This is a genomic window from Pseudomonas sp. BS3782 TE3695 (assembly GCF_050435305.1).
GTDB lineage: Bacteria > Pseudomonadota > Gammaproteobacteria > Pseudomonadales > Pseudomonadaceae > Aquipseudomonas.
On sequence record NZ_JBNDKB010000001.1, the window covers coordinates 1,956,981 to 1,974,103 of the forward strand.

A 17,123-nucleotide genomic window follows, 5' to 3' on the forward strand; every position below is an offset into this window, starting at 1 on the left:
GGCTATTTTTCGGCGGGCTATGCCTGCAGCCTTTTTGAGTGTTGATCCGTGAGTGATTTGAGTCATATCCGCAATTTCTCCATCATCGCCCACATTGACCATGGCAAGTCGACGCTGGCCGATCGCTTCATCCAGATGTGCGGCGGCCTTGCCGAGCGCGAAATGGAAGCCCAGGTGCTGGACTCCATGGACCTGGAGCGTGAACGCGGGATCACCATCAAGGCCCACAGCGTCACCCTTTATTACACCGCCCGCGATGGCATCAAGTACCAGCTGAACTTCATTGACACCCCCGGCCATGTTGACTTCACCTACGAAGTCAGCCGCTCGCTGGCGGCCTGCGAAGGTGCATTGCTGGTGGTCGATGCCGGTCAGGGCGTTGAAGCGCAGTCGGTTGCCAACTGCTACACGGCAATCGAGCAGGGCCTGGAAGTCATGCCGGTCCTGAACAAGATCGACCTGCCTCAGGCTGATCCGGACCGCGTCAAAGAAGAAATCGAAAAAATCATCGGCATCGATGCCACTGACGCGGTCGAGTGCTCTGCCAAGACCGGTCTGGGCGTCGATGAAGTGCTCGAACGCCTGGTAACCACGATTCCTGCGCCGACCGGCAACTACGAAGATCCGCTGCAAGCGTTGATCATCGACTCCTGGTTCGACAATTACCTGGGCGTTGTTTCCCTGGTGCGCGTGCGTCACGGTCGTGTGAAGAAGGGCGACAAGATCCTCGTCAAGTCCACCGGCAAGATTCACCTGGTGGACAGCGTCGGCGTCTTCAACCCGAAACACACCGCCACCGTTGACCTGAAGGCCGGCGAAGTAGGTTTCATCATTGCCGGCATCAAGGACATTCACGGTGCGCCGGTCGGTGACACCCTGACCTTGAGCTCCACGCCAGACGTTGACGTGCTGCCAGGCTTCAAACGCATTCAGCCGCAGGTGTATGCCGGTCTGTTCCCGGTCAGCTCCGACGATTTCGAAGATTTCCGTGAAGCGCTGCAAAAGCTCACGCTCAACGATTCGTCCCTGCAATACACCCCGGAAAGCTCCGACGCGCTGGGCTTCGGCTTCCGTTGCGGGTTCCTCGGCATGCTGCACATGGAAATCATCCAGGAGCGCCTGGAGCGCGAGTATGACCTGGACCTGATCACCACCGCGCCGACGGTAATCTTCGAGCTGCTGCTCAAGACCGGTGAGACGATCTACGTCGATAACCCGTCGAAACTGCCGGACCTGTCGTCGATCGAAGACATGCGTGAGCCGATCGTGCGGGCCAACATTCTTGTACCGCAAGAGCACCTGGGCAACGTCATTACCCTGTGCATCGAAAAACGCGGTGTGCAGGTCGACATGTTGTTCCTCGGCACTCAGGTACAAGTGACTTACGACCTGCCGATGAACGAAGTGGTCCTGGACTTCTTCGACCGTCTGAAATCCACCAGCCGCGGCTATGCTTCGCTGGATTACCATTTCGATCGTTACCAATCGGCTAGTCTGGTGAAACTGGATGTGCTGATCAACGGCGACAAGGTCGACGCCCTGGCGTTGATCGTGCACCGTGACAACGCGCACTACAAAGGTCGCCAGTTGACCGAGAAGATGAAAGAACTGATTCCACGGCAGATGTTCGACGTGGCAATCCAGGCCGCCATTGGCGGGCAGATTGTGGCGCGGACAACCGTCAAGGCGCTCAGAAAGAACGTATTGGCCAAATGCTACGGTGGTGACGTCAGCCGTAAGAAAAAGCTGCTGGAAAAGCAAAAGGCCGGTAAAAAACGCATGAAGCAGGTCGGTAACGTGGAAATTCCACAGGAAGCCTTCCTTGCCGTGCTCAGGTTGGATAGTTAGGTCCTATGTCACTAAATTTCCCGCTGTTGCTGGTCATCGCCGTGTTCGTCTGCGGCCTGTTGGCGTTGCTCGATCTGCTGTTCCTGGCGCCACGGCGTCGGGCTGCCATTAACTCTTATCAGGGTAGCGTCAGCCAGGCTGACATGGTGGTGATCGAGAAACTGAACAAAGAGCCGCTGCTGGTCGAATACGGCAAGTCGTTCTTCCCGGTGTTGTTCATCGTACTGGTGCTGCGTTCGTTCCTGGTGGAGCCGTTCCAGATTCCTTCCGGTTCGATGAAACCGACCCTGGACGTCGGCGACTTCATTCTGGTGAACAAGTTTTCTTACGGGATCCGCCTGCCGGTGATCGACAAGAAAGTCATCGAAGTCGGTGATCCGCAACGCGGCGATGTGATGGTGTTCCGCTACCCGAGCGACCCGAACGTCAATTACATCAAGCGAGTGGTGGGCCTGCCGGGTGACCAGATTCGCTACACAGCCGACAAGCGTTTGTTCGTCAACGGTGAGTCGATTGCCGAACAATTGGTCGGCTCCGAGCCGGGCACGTTGGGCAGCGCTGAGCTCTACAAGGAAAAACTCGGCATCGCCGAGCACCTTATCCGCAAGGAAATGAGCCGCTACCGCGCAGCGCCGGATCGTTCGTGGACCGTGCCTGCCGGGCACTACTTCATGATGGGCGACAACCGCGACAACTCGAACGACAGTCGCTACTGGGATGATCCGAGTATTCCCAAGAATCTGCTGGGCATGGTTCCCGACAAGAATATTGTCGGCAAGGCCTTTGCAGTCTGGATGAGCTGGCCGGAACCCAAACTCAGTCACCTGCCGAATTTCTCGCGGGTTGGCCTGATCAAGTAATCACACACGGCGCTGTTGAACACAGCGCCGAATGCATTTCTGGAACCGCCACAATCGGCACCGGACGCATGAAAACAATGATATTCAGGACGTTATTTTTGAACACAGCGTTAATTGTCCCAAGCCTGCGCCGCACCACGGCGATGGCGGTGGAATCCAGCCACGAACTCAGCGTGGGTAAACCGTGAGCGTCTCCTTAAGCCGTCTAGAGCGTCAGCTCGGCTACACCTTCAAAGACCAGGAACTGATGGTCCTGGCCCTGACTCACCGCAGCTTTGCCGGGCGCAACAACGAACGCCTGGAGTTCCTCGGTGATGCCATCCTCAACTTCGTCGCTGGCGAGGCGTTGTTCGATCGCTTCCCGCTGGCCCGCGAAGGCCAGTTGTCGCGTTTGCGCGCCCGCTTGGTGAAAGGTGAAACACTGGCCGTACTGGCCCGTGGTTTCGACCTGGGCGAATATTTGCGCCTGGGCTCCGGTGAACTGAAAAGCGGCGGTTTCCGTCGCGAGTCGATCCTGGCCGATGCCCTGGAAGCGCTGATTGGTGCGATCTACCTGGACGCCGGCATGGACATGGCGCGCGAGCGCGTGCTGGCCTGGCTGGCTGGAGAGTTCGAAGGCTTGACGCTGGTCGACACCAACAAAGATCCGAAAACCCGCCTGCAGGAATTCCTGCAGTCCCGTGGTTGCGAGCTGCCGCGTTACGAAGTGGTGGATATCCAGGGTGAACCGCATTGCCGGACGTTCTTCGTCGAGTGTGAAATCATCTTACTGAATGAAAAAAGCCGAGGTCAGGGTGTGAGTCGTCGTATTGCCGAACAGGTAGCGGCCGCCGCAGCACTGATTGCCCTGGGTGTGGAGAATGGCAATGACTGATTCAACTGCAACTCGCTGTGGCTATGTTGCCATCGTCGGCCGTCCCAACGTGGGCAAGTCCACGTTGCTGAACCACATTCTGGGTCAGAAGCTGGCGATCACCTCGCGCAAGCCGCAGACCACCCGTCACAACATGCTCGGCATCAAGACCGAAGGCGCCGTTCAGGCGATCTACGTCGACACCCCGGGCATGCACAAGGGCGGCGAAAAGGCCTTGAACCGCTACATGAACAAGACCGCTTCGGCGGCGTTGAAAGACGTCGACGTGGTGATCTTCGTGGTTGACCGCACCAAGTGGACCGACGAAGACCAAATGGTCCTCGAGCGCGTTCAATACGTGACCGGCCCGCTGATCGTTGCGCTGAACAAGACCGACCGTATCGAAGACAAATCCGAGCTGATGCCGCACCTGAGCTGGTTGCAGGAACAGCTGCCGAACGCGCAGATCATGCCGATCTCGGCCCAGCACGGGCACAACCTGGACGCGCTGGAGCGAGTGATCGCCCAGCACTTGCCGGAAAACGATCACTTCTTCCCGGAAGATCAGATCACTGACCGCAGCAGCCGCTTCCTGGCCGCCGAACTGGTGCGCGAGAAAATCATGCGTCAGATGGGCGCCGAGCTGCCGTACCAGATCACCGTGGAAATCGAAGAGTTCAAGCAGCAGGGCAAAACCCTGCACATCCATGCGTTGATCCTCGTCGAGCGTGACGGCCAGAAGAAAATCATCATTGGCGACAAGGGCGAGCGCATCAAGCGCATCGGCACCGAGGCGCGCAAGGACATGGAGCTGCTGTTCGACTCCAAGATCATGCTTAACCTGTGGGTCAAGGTTAAGGGTGGCTGGTCCGATGACGAACGTGCGTTGCGTTCGCTGGGTTATGGCGATCTGTAAACCGTTTGGCAGCACATAGATCTACTGTGGGAGCGGGCTTGCTCGCGAAGAGGATGTAACATTCAGCATTGATGTTGACTGTTACGCCGCTTTCGCGAGCAAGCCCGCTCCCACATTGGTTTTGGGTTGTTTTTAAAACTGCGCTCCGTCATTGAGAACCCTGACTTCCATGTCTCAAGCCCCCATCGGCCAACCCGCGTACGTCCTCCACTCCCGCGCCTACCGCGAAAGCAGTGCGCTGGTGGATTTCCTTACGCCGCAAGGTCGGCTACGGGCGGTGTTGCGCAGCGCGCGGGGCAAGGCCGGGACGTTGGCGCGGCCATTCGTGCCGCTGGAAGTCGAATTCCGTGGGCGGGGTGAATTGAAAAACGTCGGCCGCATGGAAAGCGCCGGTGTTTCCACCTGGCTCAACGGCGAGGCGCTGTTCAGCGGTCTCTACCTCAACGAGTTGCTGATTCGCCTGCTGCCCGCCGAAGACCCCCATCCCGCAGTCTTCGATCACTACGCCGCGACCTTGCTCGCCCTGGCTGAAGGCCGTCCGCTGGAGCCGCTGCTGCGCTCTTTCGAATGGCGTCTGCTCGACGACCTCGGCTACGGTTTTGCGCTGAACACCGACGTCCACGGCGACCCCATCGCGCCGGACGGCCTCTATCGTTTGCAAGTGGATGCAGGCCTGGAGCGGGTCTATTTGCTGCAACCGGGCCTGTTCAACGGCGCTGAATTGCTGGCCATGGCCGATGCCGACTGGTCCGCGCCCGGAGCGTTGTCCGCTGCCAAGCGCTTGATGCGTCAGGCACTGGCCGTTCATCTGGGTGGTCGTCCGCTGGTCAGTCGTGAGTTGTTTCGCAAGCCCTGATCACCCCGTATGCTGTGCACCGAACTTTCCCCTATTTCAGGAGCGCTTCCGTGACCACCAGCAATCGCATTCTTCTTGGCGTGAACATCGACCACGTTGCCACCCTGCGTCAGGCCCGGGGTACTCGCTACCCGGATCCGGTCAAGGCAGCGCTGGACGCGGAAGAGGCGGGCGCTGACGGCATCACCGTGCACTTGCGCGAAGATCGCCGGCACATTCAGGAGCGCGATGTGCTGCTGCTCAAGGACGTGCTGCAAACCCGCATGAACTTCGAAATGGGCGTCACCGAAGAAATGATGGCGTTCGCCGAGCGCATCCGCCCGGCGCACATTTGCCTTGTCCCGGAAACCCGTCAGGAGCTGACCACTGAAGGCGGTCTGGACGTGGCAGGGCAGGAGGCGCGGATCAAGGCTGCGGTGGATCGCCTGGCGAAGATCGGCTGTGAAGTATCGCTGTTCATCGACGCTGACGAGCGGCAGATCGAAGCGTCCCGCCGTGTCGGTGCGCCGGCCATCGAATTGCACACCGGGCGTTATGCGGATGCCGAGACGCCAGCTGAAGTCGCTGAAGAGCTCAAGCGCGTGGCCGATGGCGTGGCATTTGGTCTGGCCCAGGGCCTGATCGTCAACGCCGGTCACGGTCTGCACTATCACAACGTCGAGGCTGTTGCGGCGATCAAGGGCATCAACGAATTGAACATCGGCCATGCGCTGGTGGCCCATGCGTTGTTCGTCGGGTTCAAATCGGCTGTTTCCGAGATGAAAGCGCTGATTCTGGCTGCTGCACTAAAAGGTTAGATCGGCGGCGCTGCCATCGCGGGCAAGCCACGCTCCCACAGGTCCGGGTTGAACGACAACTATGTATTCGACGCGGACCTGTGGGAGCGTGGCTTGCCCGCGATGGCGTCTTTGAAGGCGACGAAGGTTTAAAGCTGTGGGGTTTCCTGACTCGGCTTGGTCTTGTCGACCCCCGGCACGTGCAGGTTGCCCTCGGCGACCTGATTGCCTTCCAGCTGCGGCTGCGTGACCCACGTCAGGATGTCGTAATAACGACGGATGTTCGCCACAAAATGCACCGGCTCGCCGCCACGAGCGTAGCCGTAACGAGTCTTGCTGTACCACTGTTTCTGTGACAGACGCGGCAGGATTTTCTTCACGTCCAACCACTTGTCCGGGTTCAACCCTGCCTTGGCCGTCAGTTTGCGCGCGTCATCCAGATGACCGCTGCCGACGTTGTAGGCTGCGAGCGCGAACCACGTACGATCCGGCTCCTGGATCGACTCATCCAGTTGCTCCTTCATGTAGGCCAGGTACTTCGCGCCGCCCATGATGCTCTGTTTGGGGTCGAGGCGATTGGACACGCCCATGGCTTGCGCGGTGTTCTGGGTCAGCATCATCAAGCCGCGCACGCCGGTCTTGGACGTGACCGCCGCTTGCCACAGCGATTCCTGATAACCGACCGCAGCCAACAAGCGCCAGTCGACTTTCTCTTTCTTGGCGTACGTCTTGAAATGCTGCTCGTATTTGGGCAGCCGTTGCTGCAGATGCTGGGCGAAGGTGTAGGCGCCCATGTAACCGAGTACATCGACGTGCCCGTAATAGCGATCCTTGAGGCGTTGCAGGGTGCCGTTTTTCTTCACTTTGTCGAGGTAATCGTTGATCTCGTTGAGCAGGCTGTTGTCTTCGCCGGCGGCCACGGCCCACCTCTGATTGCTGGCATCACCGAGATCGAAAGCGACCCGCACGTTGGGGAAGTACACCTGGTTCATCGCGACTTCGTTGGAATCGACCAGGGTCAGATCGATCTGGGCTTCGTCGACCATGCGCAGCAAGTCGACGACTTCAACCGCGTCGGACTCTTCGTATTCAATGCCGGGATATTTCTTTTTCAGCTCTGCCAATTGCTCGGCGTGGGTGCTGCCCTTGAGCACCATGATCTTCTTGCCGACCAGATCGCCGGCATCGGTCGGCCGCGACTGGCCATTGCGGTAGATGATCTGTGGAGTGACTTCGAGATAGGAGTGGGAAAACCGCACCTGTTTTTTGCGTTGCTCGCTGTTGACCAGGCCGGCAGCAGCCAGCACCGGGCCATTGGGCTTGCCCACCTGATTGAACAGGTCGTCGAGGTTGTCGGCAGTTTCGATCTTGAGCTCGACCCCCAGATCGTCGGCGAAGCGCTTCACCAGTTCGTATTCGAAGCCGGTTTCACCGTTGCGATCCTGAAAGTAGGTGGCAGGACTGTTACGGGTAACCACCCGCAGCACGCCATCCTCCTTTACGCGCTCCAGCGTGTTGGGTTTATCAACACAGCCACCGAGCACCAGGAAGAGTCCGGTTGCGATCAGCCATTTGGCGTACCGCGGACGCAAAGCCGTTGGGGAAAACATCTGCGCAGTATACGCAAAGGACCACGAGCGCCATATCTCGACAGCGAAGGGCTTGTCTGCTAGAGAGTCTAAAACCCGCTTGGAGCCCGCAGGAATGGGCCCGGACAGCATTTTGTCACAGAAAAAATAACCCTCGGCGCGCGTCTGTTCAGGGCCCGAATAGCCGGCCCGACGTTCGGGTGCAGCCGTGCGTACCGTTTCGGGTGATGTCGCGGGCGGTTTAGGCTAGAATGCACGGCCTCAAAGCACACCCCTTCCCGAGGCTGTCCCGAAGATGTTGATCCTGCGCGGCGCTCCTGCCCTTTCTGCCTTTCGCCACAGCAAACTCCTTGAGCAACTGAGCCAGAAGGTTCCGGCTGTCAGCGGCTTGTATGCTGAATTCGCTCACTTCGCCGAAGTTACCGGCGTCCTGACCGGCGACGAACAGCAGGTGCTCGCGCGCCTTCTGAAGTACGGCCCAAGCGTTCCAGTACAAGAGCCAACCGGTCGCCTGTTTCTGGTGTTGCCACGTTTCGGCACCATCTCGCCATGGTCCAGTAAAGCCAGCGACATCGCTCGCAACTGCGGCCTGACGAAAATCCAGCGCCTGGAGCGCGGCATCGCGTTCTACGTCGCCGGCCAGTTCAGCGACGCTGAAGCGCAGCTGATTGCTGACGGTCTGCACGACCGCATGACCCAGATCGTGCTGGGCAACCTTGAACAAGCCGCCGGCCTGTTCAGCCACGCCGAGCCCAAGCCACTGACCGCGATCGACGTGTTGGGTGGCGGCCGCGCCGCGCTGGAAAAAGCCAACACCGAGCTGGGCCTGGCCTTGGCCGAAGACGAGATCGACTACCTGGTCGCAGCCTTCGTTGGCTTGAAGCGCAACCCGCATGACATCGAACTGATGATGTTTGCCCAGGCAAACTCCGAGCACTGCCGCCACAAGATCTTCAACGCCAGTTGGGACATCGACGGTCAGAGCCAGGAAAAAAGCCTGTTCGGCATGATCAAGAACACCTATCAGATGCACAGCGAAGGTGTTCTGTCGGCTTATAAGGACAACGCCTCGGTAATCGTCGGCTCCGTCGCCGGCCGTTTCTTCCCGGACCCTGAAACCCGCCAGTACGGCGCGGTGCAGGAACCGGTGCACATCCTGATGAAAGTCGAAACGCACAACCACCCGACCGCGATTGCCCCGTTCCCGGGCGCATCCACCGGTAGCGGCGGCGAGATTCGCGACGAAGGTGCAACCGGTCGCGGTGCCAAGCCAAAGGCTGGCCTTACTGGTTTTACCGTGTCCAACCTGCAGATCCCGGGCTTCGAACAGCCGTGGGAAGTGCCATACGGCAAGCCTGAGCGCATCGTGACCGCGCTGGACATCATGATCGAAGGTCCACTGGGTGGCGCCGCGTTCAACAACGAATTTGGTCGTCCGGCCCTGACCGGTTATTTCCGTACCTTCGAACAGTCGATCACCACTCCGCGTGGCGACGAAGTTCGCGGTTACCACAAGCCGATCATGCTGGCCGGCGGCATGGGTAACATCCGTGCCGAACACGTACAGAAAGGCGAGATCACCGTCGGCTCCAAGCTGATCGTGCTCGGCGGCCCGGCAATGCTCATCGGCCTGGGCGGCGGTGCTGCCTCTTCCATGGCCACCGGCACCAGTTCGGCGGATCTGGACTTCGCATCGGTACAGCGCGAAAACCCGGAAATGGAACGTCGCTGCCAGGAAGTCATCGACCGTTGCTGGCAGTTGGGTGACAAAAACCCGATCAGCTTCATCCACGACGTCGGCGCGGGTGGTCTGTCCAACGCCTTCCCGGAACTGGTCAACGACGGCAACCGTGGTGGTCGCTTTGAACTGCGCAACATTCCAAACGACGAGCCGGGCATGGCCCCGCACGAAATCTGGAGTAACGAATCCCAGGAACGCTACGTTCTGGCGGTGGGACCTGCGGACTTCGAACGCTTCCAGGCGATCTGCGAACGCGAGCGTTGCCCGTTTGCCGTGGTCGGCGAAGCCACTGCCGAACCGCAACTGACCGTGACCGACAGCCACTTCGGTAACAGCCCGGTGGACATGCCGCTCGAAGTGCTGCTGGGCAAAGCCCCGCGCATGCACCGTTCGGCCGTTCGCGAAAACGAGCTGGGCGATGATTTCGATCCGTCGACCCTCGAGATCGCCGACTGCGTCGAGCGCGTTCTGCATCACCCGGCCGTGGCCAGCAAAAGCTTCCTGATCACCATCGGCGACCGCACCATCACCGGCCTCGTGGCTCGTGACCAGATGGTCGGTCCGTGGCAGGTTCCAGTGGCCGACGTTGCCGTCACCGCTACCAGCTTCGACGTTTACACCGGTGAAGCCATGGCCATGGGCGAGCGTACTCCGCTGGCTCTGCTGGACGCTCCGGCGTCGGGCCGCATGGCCATCGGCGAAACCCTGACCAACATCGCGGCGTCGCGCATCGCCAAGATCTCCGACATCAAACTGTCGGCGAACTGGATGTCCGCCGCCGGTCACCCAGGTGAAGACGCGCGTCTGTACGACACCGTGAAAGCGGTCGGCATGGAATTGTGCCCGGACCTCGGCATCACCATTCCGGTAGGCAAGGACTCGATGTCCATGGCCACCCGCTGGAACGACGAAGGCGTCGATAAGACTGTCACCTCGCCGATGTCGCTGATCGTGACCGGCTTCGCCCCAGTCGCTGACATCCGTCAGACCATGACCCCGCAATTGCGCATGGACAAGGGCACCACCGACCTGATCCTGATCGACCTCGGTCGCGGTCAGAACCGCATGGGCGCTTCGATCCTCGCTCAGGTTCACGGCAAACTCGGCAAGCAGGCCCCGGATGTCGATGACGCCGAAGACCTGAAAGCCTTCTTCGCCGTGATCCAGGGCCTCAACGCCGACGGTCATTTGCTGGCTTATCACGACCGTTCCGACGGTGGTCTGCTGACCAGCGTCGTAGAAATGGCCTTCGCCGGTCACTGCGGCCTGAGCCTGAACCTCGACGGTCTGGCAGAAACCTCCGCCGACATCGCCGCGATCCTGTTCAACGAAGAACTGGGTGCTGTGATCCAGGTTCGCCAGGACGCCACTCCGGACATCCTCGCGCAGTTCAGCGCAGCTGGCCTGGGCGATTGCGTGTCGGTGATCGGTCAACCGATGAACAACGGCGAGATCAGCATCACCTTCAACGGCGACACCGTGTTCGAAGGTCAGCGTCGTCTGCTGCAACGTCAGTGGGCCGAGACCAGCTACCAGATCCAGCGTCTGCGTGATAACGCCGACTGCGCCGACCAAGAGTTCGACGTGCTGCTGGAAGAAGACAACCCGGGCCTGAGCGTCAAGCTCAGCTACGACGTCAACCAGGACGTCGCCGCGCCCTACATCAAGAAAGGCATCCGCCCACAGGTTGCCGTGCTGCGTGAGCAGGGCGTCAACGGTCAGGTGGAAATGGCGGCCGCGTTCGATCGCGCCGGTTTCAACGCAATCGACGTGCACATGAGCGACATTCTGGCCGGCCGTGTCGACCTGAACGAGTTCAAAGGTCTGGTGGCTTGCGGCGGTTTCTCTTACGGCGACGTGTTGGGCGCCGGCGAAGGCTGGGCCAAGTCCGCGCTGTTCAACAGCCGCGCCCGCGATGCGTTCCAGGGCTTCTTCGAACGTAATGACAGCTTCACCCTCGGCGTGTGCAACGGTTGCCAGATGATGTCCAACCTGCACGAGCTGATCCCGGGCAGCGAGTTCTGGCCGCACTTCGTGCGTAACCGTTCAGAGCAGTTCGAAGCTCGCGTGGCGATGGTGCAGATTCAGGAATCGAACTCGATCTTCCTGCAAGGCATGGCTGGTTCGCGCATGCCGATCGCCATCGCGCATGGTGAAGGCCATGCCGAATTCGCCAGCGAAGAAGCGTTGCTGGAAGCCGATCTGTCGGGTTGCGTGGCGATGCGTTTCGTCGACAACCACGGCAAGGTCACCGAAAACTACCCGGCCAACCCGAACGGCTCGCCGCGCGGGATCACCGGTTTGACCAGCCGCGACGGTCGCGTGACCATCATGATGCCGCACCCGGAGCGGGTATTCCGCGCCGTGCAGAACTCCTGGCGTTCGGAAGACTGGAACGAAGACGCACCCTGGATGCGTATGTTCCGTAACGCTCGCGTTTGGGTTAACTAAGAGCGGGAGCTGATTGCCGTGTACAAGCTCGGTTTTTTTGTTCCGGCCAGCCATGTCGAGGTGGTCAAAAGCGCTGTGTTCGCTGCCGGTGGCGGGCGGATCGGGGCTTATGATCACTGCGCGTGGCAGGTGTTCGGGTTGGGTCAGTTTCGTCCTCTGGACGGCAGTCAGCCGTTTATTGGTGAAGCGGGGCAGGTCGAGCAGGTCGAGGAATGGAAGGTTGAGCTGGTGGTCAGCGATGAGTTGATTCAGGCGGTGGTGGTGGCTCTGAAAGAGAGCCATCCCTATGAGACGCCGGCTTATGAGGTATGGCGGTTGGAGGATTTCTGATCTTCCTGGCTGCTGAAAATGAAAAAACCCGCTGAAAGTGATTTCAGCGGGTTTTTTATTGGCTGCGATTTTAGGGCGTGGCGGCCCTTGGAGCCGACCAGGTTCTTGTTGATTGAGTACATATCCATTGCTGCGGTAACGGCCACTTATGGTTTCGCCCTGACGGCGACTCCCTTTGGCAAACGCCCCAAAGGAAGCAAAGGTCTTCGCCCCAAGCGTCCGGCCCCTCGCTGAGGCTCGGCGTTCCTTCGCTCCGGTATCCATCTGGGGGCATCGCCCTACGGTCTGCTTCGCTACGACCTACATGCGATGGGTTCGACTGCGTCGAACGGCGCTGCGCGCCAATCCCCAGATGAACACCTGCGCTCAGCCTCCCGAAGGGGCGGGTGGATCAAGATCAAAAGCCAGATCAAAAGCTGCAGGCGAGCTAACGCTCGGCCTGTTGAGTGGTGAAAGGCGGGTGTGCGCCGCTCCACTGTGGGAGCGGGCTTGCTCGCGAAGGCGACCTGACAGCCGACCAATCTCTCTCAGACATACACCGCCCCACTTGTAGGAGCGAGGCTTGCCCGCGAAGGCGGCCTGACAGCCAACCAATCTCCCGCGGGCGTACGCAACCCCACGTAGGAGCTGCCGAAGGCTGCGATCTTTTGATCTTGGTGGCCTGATAGCCGACCAATTTCTTTCATATGTACGCTGCCCCACTTGTAGGAGCGAGGCTTGTCCGCGAAGATGGCCTGACAGCCGACCAATCTCCCTCAGATGTACTCCGACCCACTGTGGGAGCGAGCCTGCTCACGATGGCGGCCTTACAGACAGCGATGTTTATTGATCGGTAAAAACATCAGAACCTTCCCACAAGTCTTTCAGGTTGTGCGTCGGAAGTGGCCTCTCTAATCTCCAAAATCCGTTCTTACCCATATTTTGCAAGACTACTTGGAGAATACAGATGACGAAGCCCGCTAACGGCCACGTCCTCTCATCCGCCTTGGACACATTGGTCAAACGTCCTCTAAATCAAGCAGATGACACGGCGCTTGTGAGCGCGGCCAAAGCTGTTTGGTACTCGAAATTGAATCTTGAGAGTGAGGTGACAGCGTTCCTGAACTGCCACTCTGATGAGGTGGAAGTTCGACGTGCAGGCTATCTGCTCGAACGATTTACTCGCTTTGCCTGCGTGTCTGATAGCCGCGTGTCGGAAACCCTTAACGCTACTGAGCTTTTTGCACTCTCGACTTCCAAGCATGAAGTGATACCACAAGCAACCGTACCGCTTCGTCGGCGCCGTGATGAACTCGCCATTGCTTGGGGGCTGAATGAAGGCCTAGGCTTGAAGGCGCAGTCCCTCATGCCTTTCCAGACTCGGCATTACGAGGCGGAACAGCGCGCTACGTTTTCCTGAGCTTAAGCTGCATTACAAGAACCCGGCCTAGGTCGGGTTTTTGCTGTCCGCCTGGATAGTGATGGTGTTTATTTGTAAGGCAAAACATCAGAACCTTCCCACAAGTTTTTCAGGTTGTCCGTCGCAAGTGGGCTGTCTAACCTTTGGCCTTGAAGGTTGCCGTTACGGGCGAATCTCGATCATCGTGCCGTCCGGCACCAAACCCCAAACCTCGCGCATGTCCATGTTGCGCATGGCGATGCAGCCGTCGGTCCAGTCCAGCGTATGGAACAGGTCTTCAGGGTTGTCTTCGGTGTCCGGGGTACCGTGGATCATGATCATTCCGCCAGGCTCGACGCCTTCGCGCCGGGCACGGGCGGCGTCGCTGATGTTGGGGTAGGAAATGTGCATCGCCAGGTTGAAACGGTCACTGATCTTGCGCCAGTCCACCCAATAAAAGCCTTCGGGGGTGCGTTTGTCGCCCTCCATCAGCTTTGGCCCCTTGGGGCTTTTGCCCAGGGAAATGCGATAGGTCTTGATCGGCTTGCCGTCATTGATCAACTGCAACTGATGGGCAGACTTGAGAACCAGGACTTTTTCGATGACTTTGCCGTCCAGCGTTTCCGTGGAGGAAGCCTGGCTGACAGCAACGAACGACAAGCAAAAAACGGCAAGCAACCAGCGCATTGAAACGATATCCCTAAGAGGTGTCGCGATTATTAATTTTATAGATGCTTTTATGTGTAGGCGCGTTAAATGATGGCAGGCTGGACGAGCGGCGGGATCGATTCGGACCGCACGGGGTAGACCTCGGTCCGCCGGTCAGCGAAGTAGCATTCTAAGGTACGGCCCACCGTGCGGAAAGCCAGTTCGCCCCAAGGGATGTCGGCTTCTTCGAACAGTTGCACTTCCAGGCTCTCGGGGCCTGCGGCAAAATCCAGGTCCACCAGCTCGGCGCGAAAGAATACATGCACCTGGCTGATGTGTGGCACGTCGATCAGCGTGTAGATACTCAGGTTGCGCACCCGGGCACAGGCTTCCTCGGCGGTCTCGCGAATGGCGGCCTGTTCGATGGTCTCACCGTTTTCCATGAACCCGGCGGGCAGGGTCCAGTAACCGCGCCGTGGCTCGATGGCGCGACGGCACAGCAATACCTTCGAACCCCAGACCGGCACGCAACCGGCGACGATATTGGGGTTTTGGTAATGGATGGTATGACAGCTGTCGCAGACAAAACGCAGGCGCGAATCGCCTTCGGGAATGCGCTGGCTTACCGGGTTGCCGCACTGGCTGCAAAATTTCATGCTTGGGTTCCTGAATGCTGCGCCTATCTTGGCGTGCGGCGGTGTCGGTCGGCAAGTTGTCGTTTCGCGACATGAGGCTGTTCGGGGCTTGGGCGGTCGATGCGATTGGTGCATGATGCAGGGTAAGGCACAGATCGAGAAGACTCATGCTGGACGAGCTACTGCACCGGGTAAGCAATCACACGCCGCGTACGCTGGAAACCGACCGACGTTTCCCCGAAGCCGCGGTATTGGTGCCCATCACGCGCAGTGACGAACCGGAATTGGTGCTGACCCTTCGCGCCAGCGGGCTCTCGACCCATGGCGGCGAAGTTGCCTTTCCCGGCGGTCGACGCGACCCCGAAGACCCTGACCTGATTTTTACCGCCCTGCGCGAAGCCGAAGAAGAAATCGGCCTGCCGCCGGGGCTGGTCGAAGTGATCGGGCCGCTGAGCCCGCTGATCTCCCTTCACGGCATCAAGGTCACGCCCTATGTCGGCGTGATTCCGGATTTCGTCGAATACCTGGCCAACGATGCCGAGATCGCCGCGGTGTTCAGTGTGCCGCTGGAGTTCTTCCGCGAAGACCCACGAGAACACACACATCGCATCGACTATCAGGGCCACAGTTGGTACGTGCCGAGCTACCGTTATGGTGAGTACAAGATTTGGGGGCTGACGGCAATCATGATCGTCGAGTTGATCAACCTGCTCTATGACGCGAAAATCAGCCTGCATCACCCCCCCAAAAGTTTTATCAAAACCTGAAGCCATCGCGCGTAGGAAAACAAGATGAAATACCGTCTGGGCGACGCCCGCGTCGACACCCATCCGCAGAGCTGGGTCGCCCCCAATGCCGTGCTGGTGGGCAAGGTCAAACTGGAAGAGGGCGCCAACGTCTGGTTCAACGCCGTGTTGCGTGGCGACAACGAACTGATCCTGATCGGCAAGAACAGCAATGTGCAGGACGGCACCGTGATGCACACCGACATGGGCTACCCGCTGACCATCGGCACCGGCGTGACCATCGGCCACAACGCCATGCTCCACGGCTGCACGGTGGGCGATTACAGCCTGATTGGTATCAACGCGGTAATCCTCAACGGCGCGAAAATTGGCAAGAACTGCATCATCGGCGCCAACTCGCTGATCGGTGAGGGCAAGGAAATTCCGGACGGTTCGTTGGTCATGGGCTCGCCGGGCAAGGTCGTACGCGAATTGACCGAGCCGCAAAAGAAGATGCTCGAAGCCAGCGCTGCCCACTATGTGCATAACTCGCAGCGTTACGCCCGCGATCTGGTCGAGCAAGAAGAATGAGCACCACTGAACGACCTGTTCCATCGCCGTGCGTGAATATTTGTGCGCTGGATGAGGATGACATTTGCACCGGGTGTCAGCGCACGGTGGAAGAAATCACCCGCTGGAGCCGGATGGACAATGCAGAGCGACGCAAGGTGTTGGAGTTGTGTCATGAGCGGGCGAAGTCGAGTGGGTTGATCTGGATGTTGCCATCCAAATCCGATTCCTGATGGTTGTACACGGCTCCGTGGCGAGGGGGCTTGCCCCCGTTGCGCTGCGAAGCGGCGCTAAATCTGCGACGTTATTCTTTCAGGCGTACGGCATTTGCTGATTTCACGACTGCTGCGCAGCCGAACGGCGGCAAGCCCCCTCGCCACAGGTGATCTGTGCGCTTGAGATGAAGTACCCTGTGCACCAAATTGACAGGTATCCCTCGCCCCATGCTCTTCCTGATCGCCTACATCAGCAGTGTCGTGCTGATCAATTACGCCTTTTCCAGCGCCCCGCACCTGGACATCGTCTGGTCAGCCTGGGGTGGGCTGGTGTTCGTGCTGCGTGACATGGTGCAAACCCGTTTCGGCCACGGCGCGATGGCGGCGATGCTGGTGGCGCTGGTGTTGTCGTATGTCACTTCAGACCCGTCCATCGCCCTGGCCAGCGCTACGGCGTTCGCCGTGTCGGAATGCATCGACTGGCTGGTGTTCAGCATCACCAAGCGGCCATTGCACGATCGCCTGTGGATAAGTTCGGCGCTGAGCATCCCGCTGGACACTTTCATCTTCTTCGGCATGATCGATGCGTTCACTCCGGCCGTGATCCTTACCGCCATGGGGTCGAAGTTCGCAGGTGTGACGGTCGTGTGGCTGATCATGGCCTGGCGCTTGCGTCATCAGGCCGTCGTCAGCTGAAGCCAAACCCTCAGGTTCATGTAAAATGCCGCGCTT

Annotated in this window: 16 protein-coding genes; 13 read left to right on the forward strand and 3 right to left on the reverse strand. The window is 59.3% G+C overall.

Annotated elements, in window-relative coordinates:
- Window positions 1-48 precede the first annotated feature (48 nt).
- The 6 genes from lepA to pdxJ all read left to right on the forward strand — a co-directional run bounded on the left by lepA (window position 49) and on the right by pdxJ (window position 6,130).
- Complete coding sequence (lepA, locus tag ABH909_RS08945) at window positions 49-1,848, forward strand: translation elongation factor 4 (RefSeq protein ID WP_123494427.1); 1,800 nt, start codon at window positions 49-51, stop codon at window positions 1,846-1,848.
- 5 nt (window positions 1,849-1,853) lie between these two features.
- Window positions 1,854-2,708: a signal peptidase I gene (lepB, locus tag ABH909_RS08950; protein WP_429432325.1), complete on the forward strand. Its 855-nt coding sequence runs from the start codon at window positions 1,854-1,856 to the stop codon at window positions 2,706-2,708.
- A 184-nt stretch (window positions 2,709-2,892) separates the two neighbouring features.
- Window positions 2,893-3,582 carry a ribonuclease III gene (gene rnc / locus ABH909_RS08955; RefSeq protein WP_007905528.1) on the forward strand — a complete coding sequence of 230 codons (690 nt, stop codon included), beginning with the start codon at window positions 2,893-2,895 and terminating at the stop codon, window positions 3,580-3,582.
- Window positions 3,575-4,477: a GTPase Era gene (era, locus tag ABH909_RS08960; RefSeq protein WP_429432328.1), complete on the forward strand. Its 903-nt coding sequence runs from the start codon at window positions 3,575-3,577 to the stop codon at window positions 4,475-4,477. The genes rnc and era overlap by 8 nt, the downstream gene beginning before the upstream one ends.
- A 169-nt stretch (window positions 4,478-4,646) precedes the next feature.
- A complete protein-coding gene (recO, locus tag ABH909_RS08965; protein ID WP_429432331.1) occupies window positions 4,647-5,333 on the forward strand; it encodes a DNA repair protein RecO in 687 nt (228 codons plus the stop codon).
- Window positions 5,334-5,383: 50 nt separating this feature from the next.
- On the forward strand, window positions 5,384-6,130 hold the full coding sequence (gene pdxJ, locus ABH909_RS08970; protein ID WP_401177034.1) for a pyridoxine 5'-phosphate synthase: 747 nt from the start codon (window positions 5,384-5,386) through the stop codon (window positions 6,128-6,130).
- Between the two features lie 128 nt (window positions 6,131-6,258).
- Here pdxJ and mltF read toward each other — a convergent pair whose 3' ends face one another.
- On the reverse strand, window positions 6,259-7,719 hold the full coding sequence (gene mltF, locus ABH909_RS08975) for a membrane-bound lytic murein transglycosylase MltF (protein ID WP_429432334.1): 1,461 nt from the start codon (window positions 7,717-7,719) through the stop codon (window positions 6,259-6,261).
- 274 nt (window positions 7,720-7,993) lie between these two features.
- Between mltF and purL the strand changes: the two genes are divergently transcribed.
- The 3 genes from purL (at window position 7,994) to ABH909_RS08990 (ending at window position 13,619) form a co-directional block, all read left to right on the forward strand.
- Window positions 7,994-11,890, forward strand: a complete 3,897-nt coding sequence (gene purL / locus ABH909_RS08980) for a phosphoribosylformylglycinamidine synthase (protein WP_429432337.1) — start codon at window positions 7,994-7,996, stop codon at window positions 11,888-11,890.
- Between the two features lie 18 nt (window positions 11,891-11,908).
- Window positions 11,909-12,220 carry an NGG1p interacting factor NIF3 gene (locus ABH909_RS08985; protein ID WP_429432340.1) on the forward strand — a complete coding sequence of 104 codons (312 nt, stop codon included), beginning with the start codon at window positions 11,909-11,911 and terminating at the stop codon, window positions 12,218-12,220.
- A 946-nt stretch (window positions 12,221-13,166) separates the two neighbouring features.
- On the forward strand, window positions 13,167-13,619 hold the full coding sequence (locus ABH909_RS08990; RefSeq protein WP_429432343.1) for a hypothetical protein: 453 nt from the start codon (window positions 13,167-13,169) through the stop codon (window positions 13,617-13,619).
- A 162-nt stretch (window positions 13,620-13,781) separates the two neighbouring features.
- Here ABH909_RS08990 and ABH909_RS08995 read toward each other — a convergent pair whose 3' ends face one another.
- Both ABH909_RS08995 and ABH909_RS09000 read right to left on the reverse strand, forming a co-directional pair.
- Entirely contained in the window at window positions 13,782-14,285 is a 504-nt protein-coding gene (locus ABH909_RS08995) for a L,D-transpeptidase family protein (RefSeq protein WP_429432346.1), read from the reverse strand.
- 65 nt (window positions 14,286-14,350) lie between these two features.
- Entirely contained in the window at window positions 14,351-14,902 is a 552-nt protein-coding gene (locus tag ABH909_RS09000; protein WP_429432349.1) for an NUDIX hydrolase, read from the reverse strand.
- A 146-nt stretch (window positions 14,903-15,048) separates the two neighbouring features.
- On the opposite strand from ABH909_RS09000, the gene ABH909_RS09005 reads away from it, so the two are divergent.
- From ABH909_RS09005 to ABH909_RS09020, 4 genes are all read left to right on the forward strand, one after another.
- Complete coding sequence (locus tag ABH909_RS09005; RefSeq protein ID WP_429432352.1) at window positions 15,049-15,648, forward strand: CoA pyrophosphatase; 600 nt, start codon at window positions 15,049-15,051, stop codon at window positions 15,646-15,648.
- Between the two features lie 24 nt (window positions 15,649-15,672).
- Window positions 15,673-16,197: a gamma carbonic anhydrase family protein gene (locus ABH909_RS09010; protein WP_003221962.1), complete on the forward strand. Its 525-nt coding sequence runs from the start codon at window positions 15,673-15,675 to the stop codon at window positions 16,195-16,197.
- Window positions 16,194-16,409 (forward strand): DUF1289 domain-containing protein, encoded by a 216-nt coding sequence (locus tag ABH909_RS09015; protein ID WP_429432355.1) that lies wholly within the window; start codon window positions 16,194-16,196, stop codon window positions 16,407-16,409. Before ABH909_RS09010 ends, ABH909_RS09015 begins: the two co-directional genes overlap by 4 nt.
- 210 nt (window positions 16,410-16,619) lie before the next feature.
- Window positions 16,620-17,087, forward strand: a complete 468-nt coding sequence (locus tag ABH909_RS09020; protein ID WP_429432358.1) for a preQ0 transporter — start codon at window positions 16,620-16,622, stop codon at window positions 17,085-17,087.
- Window positions 17,088-17,123: the final 36 nt, after the last annotated feature.

What these genes read in the sequence shown, in the direction of transcription:
- lepB (WP_429432325.1), top strand. Translation starts at nt 1,854, where the DNA reads ATGTCACTAAATTTCCCGCTGTTGCTGGTCATCGCCGTGTTCGTCTGC.
- era (WP_429432328.1), top strand. Translation starts at nt 3,575, where the DNA reads ATGACTGATTCAACTGCAACTCGCTGTGGCTATGTTGCCATCGTCGGC.
- recO (WP_429432331.1), top strand. Translation starts at nt 4,647, where the DNA reads ATGTCTCAAGCCCCCATCGGCCAACCCGCGTACGTCCTCCACTCCCGC.
- mltF (WP_429432334.1), bottom strand. Translation starts at nt 7,719, where the DNA reads ATGTTTTCCCCAACGGCTTTGCGTCCGCGGTACGCCAAATGGCTGATC.
- purL (WP_429432337.1), top strand. Translation starts at nt 7,994, where the DNA reads ATGTTGATCCTGCGCGGCGCTCCTGCCCTTTCTGCCTTTCGCCACAGC.
- ABH909_RS08990 (WP_429432343.1), top strand. Translation starts at nt 13,167, where the DNA reads ATGACGAAGCCCGCTAACGGCCACGTCCTCTCATCCGCCTTGGACACA.
- ABH909_RS08995 (WP_429432346.1), bottom strand. Translation starts at nt 14,285, where the DNA reads ATGCGCTGGTTGCTTGCCGTTTTTTGCTTGTCGTTCGTTGCTGTCAGC.
- ABH909_RS09000 (WP_429432349.1), bottom strand. Translation starts at nt 14,902, where the DNA reads ATGAAATTTTGCAGCCAGTGCGGCAACCCGGTAAGCCAGCGCATTCCC.
- ABH909_RS09005 (WP_429432352.1), top strand. Translation starts at nt 15,049, where the DNA reads ATGCTGGACGAGCTACTGCACCGGGTAAGCAATCACACGCCGCGTACG.
- ABH909_RS09010 (WP_003221962.1), top strand. Translation starts at nt 15,673, where the DNA reads ATGAAATACCGTCTGGGCGACGCCCGCGTCGACACCCATCCGCAGAGC.
- ABH909_RS09015 (WP_429432355.1), top strand. Translation starts at nt 16,194, where the DNA reads ATGAGCACCACTGAACGACCTGTTCCATCGCCGTGCGTGAATATTTGT.
- ABH909_RS09020 (WP_429432358.1), top strand. Translation starts at nt 16,620, where the DNA reads ATGCTCTTCCTGATCGCCTACATCAGCAGTGTCGTGCTGATCAATTAC.